The 14349-nt window shown below is 37.1% G+C and carries 15 protein-coding genes; 11 read left to right on the forward strand and 4 right to left on the reverse strand.

From position 1 onward, the window contains the following. Nucleotides 1-516 precede the first annotated feature (516 nt). The 4 genes from ltrA (at nt 517) to LG296_RS03240 (ending at nt 5307) form a co-directional block, all read left to right on the forward strand. Nucleotides 517-1779 (forward strand): group II intron reverse transcriptase/maturase, encoded by a 1263-nt coding sequence (gene ltrA, locus LG296_RS03225; protein ID WP_107937924.1) that lies wholly within the window; start codon nt 517-519, stop codon nt 1777-1779. Between the two features lie 284 nt (nt 1780-2063). Further along, entirely contained in the window at nt 2064-3182 is a 1119-nt protein-coding gene (locus LG296_RS03230) for an ABC transporter (RefSeq protein ID WP_404427441.1), read from the forward strand. A gap of 10 nt (nt 3183-3192) precedes the next feature. Next, the gene (locus tag LG296_RS03235) at nt 3193-4386 is read left to right on the forward strand and encodes an ABC transporter permease (protein WP_404427442.1); all 1194 of its coding nucleotides are present in this window, start codon (nt 3193-3195) and stop codon (nt 4384-4386) included. Nucleotides 4387-4404: 18 nt separating this feature from the next. Beyond that, a complete protein-coding gene (locus LG296_RS03240) occupies nt 4405-5307 on the forward strand; it encodes an ABC transporter ATP-binding protein (RefSeq protein ID WP_404427443.1) in 903 nt (300 codons plus the stop codon). Between the two features lie 58 nt (nt 5308-5365). Here LG296_RS03240 and LG296_RS03245 read toward each other — a convergent pair whose 3' ends face one another. The 3 genes from LG296_RS03245 to LG296_RS03255 all read right to left on the reverse strand — a co-directional run bounded on the left by LG296_RS03245 (nt 5366) and on the right by LG296_RS03255 (nt 7147). Further along, on the reverse strand, nt 5366-5611 hold the full coding sequence (locus LG296_RS03245) for a YkuS family protein (protein WP_404427444.1): 246 nt from the start codon (nt 5609-5611) through the stop codon (nt 5366-5368). A 341-nt stretch (nt 5612-5952) separates the two neighbouring features. Continuing rightward, nucleotides 5953-6573 (reverse strand): phosphatase PAP2 family protein, encoded by a 621-nt coding sequence (locus LG296_RS03250; RefSeq protein WP_404427445.1) that lies wholly within the window; start codon nt 6571-6573, stop codon nt 5953-5955. A gap of 211 nt (nt 6574-6784) precedes the next feature. Further along, on the reverse strand, nt 6785-7147 hold the full coding sequence (locus LG296_RS03255) for a helix-turn-helix domain-containing protein (RefSeq protein ID WP_251400248.1): 363 nt from the start codon (nt 7145-7147) through the stop codon (nt 6785-6787). A 192-nt stretch (nt 7148-7339) separates the two neighbouring features. On the opposite strand from LG296_RS03255, the gene LG296_RS03260 reads away from it, so the two are divergent. Both LG296_RS03260 and LG296_RS03265 read left to right on the forward strand, forming a co-directional pair. Further along, nucleotides 7340-8533, forward strand: a complete 1194-nt coding sequence (locus LG296_RS03260) for an MFS transporter (protein WP_404427446.1) — start codon at nt 7340-7342, stop codon at nt 8531-8533. A 21-nt stretch (nt 8534-8554) separates the two neighbouring features. Beyond that, on the forward strand, nt 8555-9394 hold the full coding sequence (locus tag LG296_RS03265; RefSeq protein WP_404427447.1) for an aldo/keto reductase: 840 nt from the start codon (nt 8555-8557) through the stop codon (nt 9392-9394). Nucleotides 9395-9640: 246 nt separating this feature from the next. On the opposite strand, the gene LG296_RS03270 is transcribed toward LG296_RS03265, so the two are convergent. Then, on the reverse strand, nt 9641-11464 hold the full coding sequence (locus LG296_RS03270) for a dihydroorotate dehydrogenase (protein ID WP_404427448.1): 1824 nt from the start codon (nt 11462-11464) through the stop codon (nt 9641-9643). A gap of 518 nt (nt 11465-11982) precedes the next feature. Here LG296_RS03270 and LG296_RS03275 point away from each other — a divergent pair. The 5 genes from LG296_RS03275 to LG296_RS03295 all read left to right on the forward strand — a co-directional run bounded on the left by LG296_RS03275 (nt 11983) and on the right by LG296_RS03295 (nt 14345). After that, the gene (locus LG296_RS03275) at nt 11983-12192 is read left to right on the forward strand and encodes a hypothetical protein (RefSeq protein ID WP_251400253.1); all 210 of its coding nucleotides are present in this window, start codon (nt 11983-11985) and stop codon (nt 12190-12192) included. Between the two features lie 112 nt (nt 12193-12304). Continuing rightward, nucleotides 12305-12856 carry a hypothetical protein gene (locus tag LG296_RS03280; protein ID WP_251400254.1) on the forward strand — a complete coding sequence of 184 codons (552 nt, stop codon included), beginning with the start codon at nt 12305-12307 and terminating at the stop codon, nt 12854-12856. 184 nt (nt 12857-13040) lie between these two features. Further along, a complete protein-coding gene (locus LG296_RS03285; protein ID WP_404427449.1) occupies nt 13041-13334 on the forward strand; it encodes a hypothetical protein in 294 nt (97 codons plus the stop codon). 78 nt (nt 13335-13412) lie between these two features. Further along, nucleotides 13413-13793 (forward strand): hypothetical protein, encoded by a 381-nt coding sequence (locus LG296_RS03290; protein ID WP_251400257.1) that lies wholly within the window; start codon nt 13413-13415, stop codon nt 13791-13793. A gap of 78 nt (nt 13794-13871) precedes the next feature. Then, nucleotides 13872-14345: a GNAT family N-acetyltransferase gene (locus tag LG296_RS03295; protein ID WP_404427450.1), complete on the forward strand. Its 474-nt coding sequence runs from the start codon at nt 13872-13874 to the stop codon at nt 14343-14345. The last annotated feature ends 4 nt before the right edge of the window (nt 14346-14349 follow it).

Genomic DNA, 14349 nt, shown 5'->3' on the forward strand with positions numbered 1-14349 from the left:
GTCCCGAACCCCGAAGACAGAAGTAGAGGTTAGCCAAGAGCAAGGGTGTCCGTGGCGACGCGGAATCTGAAGGAAGCTGGAGGCAAAACACCGGTCCGAGGAACACGAATCTCATACAAGGCTAGTTACGACTGGATGAGTTTGCAAGACAAAACAAAGTCCTTTCTGTCGAAGGTCATACCTAGTAAATGAGGCGGATAGATGGTGTGAAAGTGCATGTGCTTACCCGGGGAGGTCTGATGGAAACATGAAGTACCCTTCATAACCTACTTGGTGACAAGTAGCTGAATCATCAGAAGTCAGCAGAGGTCATAGTACGATTGGGTCTAGAACCAGTCGGAAGGACTGAACAATTAAGAGAGATTAGCCCTTGGCTTTCCATCTAGAATGAATGAGCACAGAAAACAGAGAAACCTCACGCTTAGAAAGTAGTGGTGAATCCCACGAGGGTATTTGCGGAGGGTGGAGTTCAGATGGGCATAAGAAGATAAGCTAATCACGGAAAGGAACGAAATGGTGATGTTGAATCAAATTCTTGAACGGCAAAATATGATACAAGCGCTAAAGCGAGTTGAAGCGAATAAAGGAAGCCATGGAGTAGACATGATGCCCGTACAAACCTTACGACAGCACATGCTCGAAAATTGGGAAACCATTAAATCGCAGATTTTGAATGGAACCTATGAACCGCAACCAGTACGTCGAGTCGAAATCCCGAAACCAGATGGTGGTGTGCGTTTACTAGGTATCCCAACCGTGACAGACCGTTTGATTCAACAAGCTATCTCGCAGATTTTATCGAAGGAATATGACGAAACATTTTCGGACCACAGTTATGGATTCCGTCCAAATCGGAGCGCCCATGACGCCGTTCGGAAAGCAAAGGGTTATTTAAAGGAAGGTTATCGATGGGTAATTGACATGGATTTAGAGAAATTCTTCGATAAGGTTAATCATGACCGACTAATGGCAACATTAACGAAACGAATTTCAGATAAACCTTTATTAAAACTTATTCGTAAATACCTCCAAGCCGGTGTCATGATAAATGGAGTGGTTTCAAGTACAGAAGAAGGAACACCACAAGGTGGACCTTTAAGTCCTCTACTTTCAAACGTAGTTCTAGATGAACTTGATAAAGAGTTGGAGGAACGTGGACATAAATTCGTTCGATACGCAGATGATTGCAATATTTATGTGAAAACGGAACGTGCGGGGTTAAGAGTAATGGCGAGTGTACAAAGATTTATTGAGGGAAAACTTCGTTTAAAAGTAAACCAAAAGAAATCAGCAGTAGATCGTCCTTGGAACCGAAAGTTCTTAGGTTTTAGTTTCACGAATCACAAAGAACCAAAAGTTCGTCTTGCGAAAACAAGTCTAGTCCGAATGAAGATGAAAATACGAGAGATTACCTCAAGAAAGATGCCATATTCCATGGAATACAGAATCGAGAAGTTAAACCAGTATCTAATGGGGTGGTGTGGTTATTTTGCATTAGCAGATACAAGTTCCACATTCAAATCACTAGATAGCTGGATTAAAAGAAGATTAAGGATGTGTCTATGGAAGAATTGGAAGAAACCTCGAACAAGAGTCAGAAATCTTACTCGATTGAAAGTTCCTTTTGGAAAAGCATACGAGTGGGGAAACACCCGGAAAGGGTACTGGCGCATTTCTAATAGCCCCATATTACACAGAACCCTCGGCAATTCCTATTGGGAAAGCCAAGGGCTGAAAAGTCTGCAAGTTCGTTACGAAACTTTGCGTTATTCATCTTAATTGAACCGCCGTATACGGAACCGTACGTACGGTGGTGTGAGAGGTCGGGAGTTAATCACTCCCTCCTACTCGATTTGAGCATCGAACCTGTAAGATAGCTGGTCAGATGCCAGATGCAAATCCAAATAAGCTGCCAAAATTTCATGGTTAAAAGTCTTTTCTCTATTATTATCTTAATATTTAATATCTATATAATATTCGGAAAATTTGATATACTGATGAAGGATTCCATTTCTTTGGAAAAAAGAATTTTGTTAGAAAGAAAACCTAATATGGAGGTCGTTATGTGGAAGCTTTTAAAGAATGATTTAATCATTGAAAAGTCAAATAAGAAAAACATTATTGCTTTTCTTGTAGTTGCACTCTTCGTTTTTGGCCTGTTTTCCTATGAGAAGCTTGAAAATTCTCAAAAGCTGATTGATGAAAAGGGGAGTGAATATCAATCAGTAGCAGCTGCTCTGACTAAGTTCCAGCCGCCAGATGCTATGGATGATGGTACAGGGAACGAATTATATTATAACCTGCTCCAGCAAAAACAATATGTTGTGAATCAAAGTATGGCTCTTAAAATAGACCGGCCTCAGTTATATTTGGATACTGGCCTCAAGCTAGCTGAGTTAAGGGCAAATGCCTTTGAATTAGAGGGCTATGAAAAGGTTGCTACGAATCTACCTACCAAAACAGAGAATCATCTAGATGCCATCCTTTACCAATTCATGGACAAAGCGGGGATTGTTGTATCCCAGGATTCCTTATCCTTTTTCCCATTTCTCTTAAGTGTATTTATGATGCTAGGTTCTTTTTGGTTTATCTTCATCAGCATCTTTTCAAGTGGAATTCTCATTGAAGAGTTTCGTCATATCTCATTAATAAAAGGCTATCCGGTTTCCTTTGATAAATACGTCCTAGCAAAATCGACTTCTGCAATGCTGATTATCTTTATTTTTATAGCAGAAATCTTTATTTGTAGTTTACCCTTCATTTACTTTTATGGAGTAGGGGACGCCAATTATCCGATTGCGATATTTGATGGTAGCTATAAAGTAATCACAACCCTTGAATACATAGGAATTGCTTTAATTTATATGATTTTTATAGCGATTTTTACCATTCTTTTGTCTGTTATTTTAAATGTACTATTAAAAAATATGTACTTAACATTATTTGTGCAGCTGCTGCTGTTTATTGCTCCTTCTTTGTTTCCAGTACTAGTAAGTCTTGTTCCATTTAATCCATTCAACTATATGAACTTTACGAATCTATTAAATGGTCAAAGTCTTGATTTAGCAAAGCCGATTGGGTTAGAGCTCGTCCATGGACTCATCTACATTGGGATAAGTATTATTCTAATGTTGGCTGCAGTAAAGCTATTCTTTACTACTGGAAAACTAAAAAAGGTATAGGAGGAGAACAATGCGAGCCTATTTTAAGTTTGAATTTATTCAATTTATGTTCAATAAGAAAAATATTGCGATCTATGTCATCCTGCTGTTTTTCGCCTGCTTCTATGCATTAAAAATCGCTCCATCCTATGACCCAATTGAGAAGGTTGATAGAGAGGAAATCGAAGCAAGGTACCTAACAAGAGAGGATTTTCTGAATAATGTTGTACTGGATGAAAATACGTACCCTTTAACAAGATTTGCTGCTGCGATTTACCCTGAATGGAACGAATATGATAAACAGAGATTAGACGCATTAGCTGCAGGTGATATGAAAAAGTATACAGAGGCAACTTATAAGTGGTATGTATATTCGGACAATATGATTTTTAGAAATGGGAAGGACTTACTTTATTATAATTCTCGTTACTATACAGCAGGAAATCTTTATGCAACAGAGGATGGGCACTATGCTTACATGTACTCTGCAAGCCGTTTTAATGGCTATGCTAAGGGGGATTCTAATCTATCCATTAATGTTTTTGAGGAGCGAACAGCCCTGCAAACGTTACAAAGACTGCTGCATTCCTATTTGCCATTAATTCTACTGATTAGCTGTATTCTCTTTACAGCAGATATCGTGTTAAAGGATAAAAAAAATCCAAGCTTGGTAAAGGGCTTCCCGATATCTGTTTGGAGAAGCCTACTAGTTAAAGGAGTAGTAGCTTTAATTGGAAGTATCCTAACGGTTATTCCGCTGGCAGTAGGCTTTGTGATTATAGCGATAAAAAATGGGCTTGGAGGTTTAAATTTACCCGTTCCGATTTTTAGCTATGAGACAAAGGACTTTACCGCTATCACGATGGGTGAGTATCTATTCCAAAATGCTTTATTAATCTTATTTTGGTTTTTATTGTTGATTTCAATGCTACTGCTAGTAAGTGTCATTCTAAAAAATGAGTTTGCTAATTTAGTAGTTGGCTGTGTCGTTGTGTTTGCGGAATATTACTATTATGTTAGAGGACTTGGATATGTAAAGGATATACATTGGTATCCGTCTAGCTATGTTCAAGTAGGACAAATTATTTCAGGCTATCGTGAGTATCTCAATAATTCTGTAGCACTAACATTAAAAAACGGTCTTCTCGTTATGGCGCTATGTATAGTTATTTGCTTACTCATTACTTTTATAATTAGTAATCATAGAAGGTATAAGCTACTTTGATGAACAGGAGGAAATTAAATGATTGAACTAAAAAATATAGGTGTGAATTTTTCAGGTAGAGATATTTTAAAAGAGATTTCAATCACCTTCCAGCCTGGGGAAATCATCGGTTTAGTCGCACCAAATGGCACAGGGAAATCGACATTGATGAATGTCATCATGAACTATCTTCGACCAAACAGTGGGAAAGTCATTTTTAATAATGGGTTAGAATACACTTCGAAAAAGAATGAAGTGAAAATTCACCAGCTTGTTTCGATGATGCCAGATCAAAGTGACTTATATAACCATCTTTCAGGAAGGCAGCATCTTAAAATTTATTGTTCTATGTGGAATAGTAATCCTGAATTGATTGATAGTACTATTAAAGCACTTGGAATGGAGTCCTATGTAAATAAGAAAACGGGCACCTACTCATTGGGGATGCGTCAAAGACTTTGCTTTGCTATGCAAATTGTTTCAGATACGCAAATTATGCTAATGGATGAAGTGATGAATGGACTAGATCCTACACAGGTGGAGATTATTTCACAAGTTCTCGTAAAGAAAAAAGCAGAGGGAAAAACCATAATTATTGCGTCCCACCTACTAGAAAATTTAGAGAAATACGCAGATCGAATTTTCTTTGTAAAAAATGGGAGCCTGGATTTAATCGAGGATATCTACCAAGATTTAGGGGTTAATGGAAATATGGTGATTCGAGTAAAAGAGGGAACTGAGCAGTTAAAAGATAAGCTGGCAAAAGCATTTCCTGAGCTCAAAATCCAATTACTTGCGAGCGGCGTAACGCTAATCGATTTCCCTAAAAATGAAGCAGGCAGATTGGAAAGTATTTCAACCTTCTTAAGCGACAATAACAAGCCAGAGTTTAGCGTAGGGAAAATGACGCTGGGTGATCTTTATTCAAAGTATTATCACTAATAACAAAAGGTGCTATTCAAAAGTCCGAAAGACGAAAGAATAGCACCTTTTTCATAATTTAATGGAATAGTTTTTCGACGCGATCTAAAACCTCATCAGCAGAAAGACCAGTAGCATCAATAACAGGTCCTTTAACAGTAGTGTCGCTAATGCCCATTACATTATCGTCTTGACCAGTAATAACACAAACGTCACAGTTTTTTGCATCTGCTTCACTACGTAGTTGAACGACCTGATAGCCTTTTGCCTTTAAAGCTGCTTCCACATTTGATAATGATTGTTCTACTCCAATTGTATTTGCCATAATTCCCACCTCCCACATTGTAATTTGTCAAAAGTGGAGGCAAATTATTCATAAAATTAAATAAAAAAATACTACACCATTCAAGTGTAGTAGGAAGTTTTCATGCTAAAAGCTGCTGAGCCTCTTGGCATGCTTTTTCTTTAAACCACGTCGAAGCATTTCGACTTTAATAAGGGATAAGGCTTTTTTACATTCAAAATAATGATTTAAATCATATAGAGAGTTTCTCTTTTTCTGTTTATATAATTTTTTTTCCTTCTTGTATTTCATATAAAGGTCCGCTAATTCTTTGTTTGTTAAGCTCATTATTTTTCACCTGTCTTTACATAAACATATAGTAGCTATTCATTTGAGTTTGTCTTTTGTAAATGAATGCGATTGCTAGTCCGATACCACCAAGAGCATATGGTAAACCAAGTATAACCAAGAGACCATCCAGCTAATACATCAGATGCATAATGACGTGCTTCTGTTACTCGGGACAGGCCAATTAACATAAAAATTATAATGGCTAAAATCCAGCCAATTTGTGAAGCTTTTTTTGATTTAACCAATCGGCTAAAAACAAAGGCGAGTGTTAATAAAAACAATATTCCATGAGTGGCATGGCCAGATGGGAAGCTAAAGGTAGTATATTGATCGACAATCTCAGGACGGGGTCTTTCAACCACTCGTTTTAAAAATTGATACAGCCCAAAACCAACACCAATTGTTAAAAAGGTAAAAAACATTAATTTATAATCACGAAGACGAAACCAGATAATAATAAGAACAACCAGTGAAACACCAAATATAACATTCGTTTCACCTAGATTATGAAACCATGTAATAAAATCAATCCCATACATTAAATCGGCTGCTTTCTTGTCAAAGGAAAGGATAGCAGGGGTCTCAAAAGTCATCCATAAAATACAAAACACAACAAAGGTAAAAACTGCAAAGATATAATGAAATTTTCTCATAGTCTCATTCCTTTGGTTAACAAATTCATATTTGAAAATAAAACGTACCATATATTAAAAAGCAAAGGCAACTTCAAGCTGTATGTATAATTTGGATATTCCCTTTAAAAGTAAGTTAAAACAGTAAGATAACCTAAAAAAGCAAGACCGTCGCTATTAAAATAGAGACGGTCTACATTTATGGCTGAAAAAGTCCTAACTAGTAGGGCAACTAATTATTTAAAATACTTTCCTCTAAAACCTCTGATTTGTCCCCATAAACTCGCGTAATGTGAGTATCTCCCCAATTACATAGAGCATTTAAAATTCCTTCTAAGCTTTTGCCATATTCACTAAGCTCGTACTCTACCTTTGGAGGTACTTGGTTATACACGATGCGGTTAATAACGCCATCCTCTTCAAGCTCACGAAGCTGTTGTGTAAGCATTTTTTGTGTAATGCTTGGCATCAGGCGTTTTAGTTCGCTTGTGCGTTTCTTTCCGTGAGTAAGATGACAAAGGATAACACATTTCCACTTACCTCCGATAACCTCCAAAGTAGCTTCGACTGATATATTGTATTTCTTTTTCTGCATATTCAACTACTCCATTCTATAGGTACTTTAAAGTGCCTATATTACTTTTTAGTGCTTATATCACTTAAAAGTGCGTACTTCTATTTTTGTTTCGTATATCTCATAATAACATTTGCCGGTTTATTTTTACTAGGCTTTCTTTAAGTTCATAAGTAGTTTTAGTTGATTTGCCATCTAGAGGAGGAGAGAGAAATGGCTTTAAATAAAAAGCAAAGTACATTGGCGTTACTCGCTTTAGCAGTAAGTGCCTTTGCTATAGGTACAACCGAATTTATCAGTGTGGGGTTACTGCCACTGATAGCTGAGGATTTAAGTATACCGGTAACAACTGCAGGGTTAACGGTTTCTTTATATGCATTAGGGGTTACTTTAGGGGCGCCTGTTTTAACCTCTTTAACATCTAGAATACCAAGGAAGACACTCTTGCTATGGATTATGATTATTTTCATAGTAGGAAATAGTTTGGCAGCTTTTGCTAACTCGATTCAGATATTACTAATCGCTCGCATCATCTCAGCATTGTCTCATGGTATTTTTATGTCAATCGGGTCAACAATTGCAGCTGATTTGGTACCAGAAAATCGAAGAGCTAGTGCGATTTCTATTATGTTTACGGGGCTTACTGTTGCAACAGTTACAGGGGTACCGTTTGGAACATATATTGGACAACAGGTCGGTTGGAGAGCGGCATTTCTAATAATTGTCGCGATAGGTATCGTTGCGTTAATTGCAACAAGCTTCCTAATTCCAACTACATTACGTAAAGGGAACAAAACAACTTTTCGAGATCAGTTCAAGCTCATAACAAATGGACGCTTACTTCTAGTGTTCATCATTACAGCATTAGGCTACGGGGGAACGTTTGTAGTATTTACTTATCTATCACCGTTACTTCAGGATATATCAGGCTATAAAGCAGAAACAGTTGCAGTGATTTTATTGGTTTATGGAATTGCCATTGCAATAGGTAATACGATTGGTGGAAAGTTATCTAACCGAAATCCTATCAATGCATTGTTCTATATGTTTATAGTACAAGCCGTGATTCTATTTGTTTTGCTGTTTACTGCACCGTATAAAATAGTTGGTTTAATTACAATACTCTTCATGGGTCTCTTTGCTTTTATGAATGTACCAGGTCTACAGGTTTATGTCGTAATGCTTGCGGAACGCTTTGTACCAAGTGCAGTCGATGTAGCATCGGCTATTAATATTGCAGCATTCAATGCAGGCATAGCAATTGGATCATTTATAGGTGGGATTGTCACAGACTCTATTGGGCTTATTCATACATCGTGGATAGGTGCACTAATGGTGTTAGCGGCAGTAGTACTAACTTGGTTCAGTAGAGCGATGGAGCGTAAAGATCAATCACAAAATAACTAGAAAAAATGGAGGAATAAAATAATGAAAAATTTACAAGCTACAACAACTTTGCATAACGGTGTAAAAATGCCTTGGTTTGGTTTAGGGGTTTTTAAAGTAGAAGAAGGTCCTGAGCTAGTAAACGCTGTAAAGGCAGCTATTAAAAATGGCTACAGAAGTATTGATACAGCAGCGATTTATGGAAATGAAGAAGGGGTAGGAAAAGGTATTAAAGAAGGCTTACAGGAAGCTGGAATTTCAAGAGAAGAACTATTTGTAACATCAAAAGTATGGAACGCTGACTTAGGCTACGAATCAACTTTAGCAGCCTTCGAAACAAGCTTAGCGAAGCTGGATTTAGAGTATTTAGATTTGTATTTAATTCACTGGCCGGTGGAGGGGAAATACAAGGATGCTTGGAGAGCATTAGAAACACTTTATAAAGAAAGTCGCATTAAAGCGATTGGCGTAAGTAACTTCCAAATTCACCATCTTGAGGATTTAATGAAGGATGCTGAGATAAAACCGATGATCAACCAAGTAGAGTACCATCCAAGACTGACTCAAAAAGAAGTCCAAGCATTCTGTAAGGAGAATGGAATTCAGCTTGAAGCATGGTCGCCATTAATGCAAGGGCAATTACTTGATAACGAGACACTTCAAGAAATTGCGGGTAAGCATAATAAATCCGTAGCCCAAATCATCCTTCGCTGGGATCTGCAAAACGGTGTAGTCACAATTCCAAAATCAACAAAAGAACACCGTATTATTGAAAATGCAGATGTATTTGATTTTGAGCTAACAAACGAAGATATGAAACAAATCGATGGCTTAAACCAAAACCACCGCGTCGGCCCAGATCCAGATAACTTTGATTTCTAATCGGTTGGGTTTGTAAGATGGGATGGATGAAATTGATGAAACGCGTTGGAGCGGGGAATCGATATTGAAACGATGTTCATAACCTCTATGAAACGCGTTAGAAAGCCATATTGATACAGATACGATTTTCACAAGCAAAATAACTACATTACTAAGAGAAACCTTAGTTATATTTATTGCACTTGCACAATTAACAATCAAAAAACGCACAAATGTTGAGCAACAGCATTTGTGCGTTTTATTTATTTAATTAAACTCATTTTTACTCTTTAAGAAACCATAAGATAAACCCAATCCAACCAAATACAAAACAACTAAAAAGTAGACAGGTAGCAAATGCAAAAAGTTTGTGTAGCCAATATAGAAATGCGTTCCGATTCCGGCAGCAAAAGCCGGTAATGCCCCAATTGCTAACGTATTCCAAACCCAACTTTCACCCTGGCGAAAGCCCCACAAAGAAAGCATTAAAACAAGAAGCCCAACACTGACTAGGGCACTTCCAAATCCAGCGCGGTCATGAGCAATCACAGGGATTAGCTTGCTGCTAATATTGTCTAACATTTCAGGGGACATGCATAGGAAGCTGATGTCAGTTGATACAAAAACGGCCGATACACCAATTGTAGAAATCACTATCCCACCGACTAGTATCGAAAATCCAAGAATGATAAACAATAGCTGACCGTAAAGGCCAATCCTCCAGGCTGTATTATTTTCTCCGTGACTTGAGAAGGGAGAGCCAGTAACTCTTTTTCCTTCCTTAAAGCTAAAGAAATAGATTGGCAATAATATTAGCCAAAAAAGACCATGTAGCCAATCAAAATAACCGTAGCCGATGAACAAAAGGATGCCAAGAAAACCTATAATCGCTGCACTATGAAACGTGATTTTTGCCCAATGCATACCGAGCTTAATGCCGTGCCGTGCAAGCTGGATATATAAAATGCCTGCAGAAATCATCGTTCCAGCTAACGCCATTCGATCATGGGACATAAATGCTAAAATGCGTGGATTGACTAGTAAGATTTCTTCCTTAGTTAACCCGATGAATGATTCATCGTAGGGAAGGATAATGCTCGTTAATGCAAAATAGAGAGCGATTAATCCACCCATTAAAATGGAGAGCCCAAATAGGAGCGACCAAGCCCATCTAGGTTTTTGAAGAGGTCGCTCTTCAAACAAAATCCGTTCATTAATTCTTTTAGGTAAGCCGGGACCTGCCCTCACATAGCCACTCGTAAGCATGACCAAATCAGAGCCCGCCTCGACTAAACGGTAGGCTTCATTTGGTGTCTCTACTCCCCCTGAAGTGATGATATTCAATTCAGGATTGACTTCCTTAGCCTGTTTTACTATTTTTACAAGGCTTTCGTTTGCATTAGCAGTCTCAAGCCAATAATTATCTGCAATTTGCCGAGGGGCAGTGAGGACTACGCCAGCAAAACAAGACCGCACCACGAGCTCATCTAGTATATTTTCATTAAACTCCTCAGCTGTAAAGGAGACATAAAAAGGGCGAGCTAAATCTTGATCTATGAAATGAAGTTGCTCACTTGTGCCAATGAAGCCCGCAACAAATGGCGTTAAATGCTGGACTACGCTTATCAGTTCTTGACTATTAACCTGTGCATCTATCTTTGCCAATACTGGGATTCGAATATTTAGTAGCGTAAGTTTTTGTATTACAAGTTTAAGTGGTACCTTCTCTGGCTGATTAGCAAAAAGGATTTGTCTATTTTCACGTAATGGCTCTTTTTGCTCGTGAGGTTCATTTATAACAATTGGACCAATTTCAACGAATCCAAAACCGAGCTCTTGAAAAGCTCGTAATCCTGATAATTTCGGGTCAATTACACCACTTAACCCAACCGAAGTAGAAAATCGCGTTTGGAAAATGTCTTTCTGAAGTTGGTGAGGAGGATTCATATGTCCCAAAAATCCAATAAAGCTTCGGCCACCAGGAACTTTAGCAACAGTACTCATCGATTGATGAATAAACTCGCGGCCTACCCTTGCACTAACTTTATCTAATAAAACTTCTTTTAATGGATGATATGACCAATCTGGCATTAATGACACCTTCTAACGATTAAATTAGCATTCGATAGTTTGCAAATTTTTTCAAATTGTGAAAATCCATGGTTTTCATGTTTTAATCTCTTCTGGTTGGTTATTATAATTTTATGTTCGGTTTATGGGGAAAATTTAGCATAGATTATCAATCTAAGGTTGTGAAAACTATGAAATTGAGAACTAATAATACGCTCGGTTACAGGGGGAGGATTATTAGTTTACTCTCTGTCGGTTTTTTAATTTTGTTTATAAGAACCGTTGTAATCCATCAATTTGGTGAACCACCCCATAAATTTCCTATCCCAGCCATCATAGCATTAATTATCGCTTGGCAAATAGGGAAATTTTATGATAAAGCAATGTATTTTTGCATGAAGGATACAAATTTAGAGGAATTAATTGCAATAGCTGTGCTAATATGTACGAAATAAAATTAATCCATAAAGAAAAGAACCTTTAAACAAAAGCTCATGGTATAATGAAGAACTTATGAAAGAAAAAATAGAGGTGTAAGTATGAATAAACGCTGGACTATCGGGAAGATAAAAGAATTCGTTGAGAAAAACTCTGAAAGTAAGCTACTAACGACAGAATATCACGGCTTCTCTCAAAAATTACTTTTTAAATGTTCTTGTGGGACAAATTTCGAAAAAACTTTTACGAAATTTAAAAATAATAATCAACGAAAATGTGACGTTTGCCAACCGCCAAAAGAGTCACGCTAAACGTTTATGAAGTGCCAATTCTAATTGATAGAATTCGGCGCTTTTTTTGCATTTTTTGTAACTTTTCATAACTAATAAGGTCTAATGGAATAACAGGAATAGGAGGGATTTAATGAGATATTTCATATTGTTATTAATGTCATTGCTCCTTACTGCATGTGGGGCAGGAAATAGTGAAGATGCTTCAAATAGTGCAAGTAATGTCGATGAAAATAGCCAAACTGTAGAGATTCAGGACAATTTCAAGCTCGAGCTAAAAAGCGAAAAATCTCAGTATAAAGTTGGGGAAGAATTGAAGATTACTGCGAGCTTAACATATACAGGAGAAGAAGACATTGAGATTGGGCATGCTGGATCATGGATTTTCCTTAACACAACAAACGTTACCAAAGGCTATGAATTCGAGGGAGTTATGATTCAACCTTATATCGTGACAGCCATGAAACCAAATGAACCAATAGAAGAGCAATATCAATTCTCTGGAGGTTCTTATTTTGAAGGGAATGGTGGAAATCCCTATTCAGAGGAGGAATATGAAAAAATGGCCTCCATGAGCTTCCCGCCAGGTAAATATAAAATAGAAGGAGTTACAGATTTCCACATCGTCGACGAAGAACCGCGTTACTCACTAAAAGCAGAAATCTATTTTGAAGTTATCGAATAAGATAGTGTAATACAGGGCGTTTATTCATAAGGATAAGCGCTTTTTTTGTTGTATCTTATCTTATAAAAAGAATGTCTAATAAAAGAGGTGATGAATTTGAAAATAGTACTTATTTTTTTGAGCCTGATAGGAATGGTATTGGCTGGATGCTCTCAAGAAGAGCGGGTAGGTAGTTGAAAAAACTGTGAGTAAATTAGATATTGCAATTACACCTAAAGAGAACCATGGCACTATAAATTTAGAATTAAATAAAGAAGAGGTAGTCATTTTCGAAAGAGCTGTAAAAGATTCGATAAAAGACTCAGTCATTGTAAATATGGCAAATCCGGAGTTTCAATTTTCTATTGCTATTGAGTCCTATTTTCTATGGATTTCAGATGGGGCAGGGGCCGTTATGAATACGAAGGATACGCATACGATTTGTACTCTTTCTAGTAGTTCGATCAAGGAAATATATGGGTTTATATATGGTAATTAATGTATAATTTGAATAAACTGGAGGGGATTATTATTTTCCTTCATTTCTATTTATAATTTGCTTTTTAAGGAGGCAATCATGAATTTACTAGAAATTATTGTGGTCGGTTTGATTTGGGGAGGATTAATGATTTATTTCCTAACGCCATTCAATTTAGAGCTACAAGTAATGCCGAATATTGCATTTTCACAGGCCTTCAAAAGAAATTCCATCAAACTTATTTTTCACAAAAAAGCTTTCCTGGCCCTAGTAATGCTAGTGGTGACTCTATATTACTTCTGGCAATTTTATGGGTCAATTCAAGTATATCAGACCATTCATGGCGAAGATGGTTTTACAATTGTTAACCCAAAGGAACACGCAATTTATTACATGATTGGTACTTGCATATATACGATTTTGTTATATCTTTTGTTAGTTTTGAGAAGAACTTATAAGGAGCTTGCGATAACAAAGTAATAGAGCTATGGCCTTGATCAAGAAGGATTAAGTTTTTTTTTGTTGAATAAATTACGAAAGTGATAAGGGGGGATTGAGTTGAGGATACAAATAACTACGGCGAAAATTGCAGATTATCAAGGAGTAAATGCAATTGTTAAGGAAGGGCAAGCTGAGCATTCCGAGGCACTCCCTCATATTTTTATGAAGGTTGAACAGGCAATACCAGAACCTTATTATCATGAACTTTTGGCAGCTGCTAATTGTGATATTTTGATAGCTAGAATAAATGAAGAAATAGTTGGGTTTGCAGTGATGGAAATAAATGAAGCTCCCCCTTATGAAACGATGACTCCAAGGATATATGCATATATGAATGATTTCGGCATCAAAAGTAGCTATCAAAGAGAGGGAATTGGTTCTGAATTGTTCAAAGCATGTAAGGAATGGTCTAAAGATAAAGGTGCTACTTCATTAGAACTGAACGTCTGGGAATTCAATCAGAAGGCAATTTCATTCTATGAGCGATTTGGAATGAAGAGTGTGAGCAGGAGGATGGAAATGAACTTGTAGAGGA

The organism is Ureibacillus chungkukjangi, assembly GCF_044795995.1.
Lineage (GTDB): Bacteria > Bacillota > Bacilli > Bacillales_A > Planococcaceae > Ureibacillus > Ureibacillus chungkukjangi.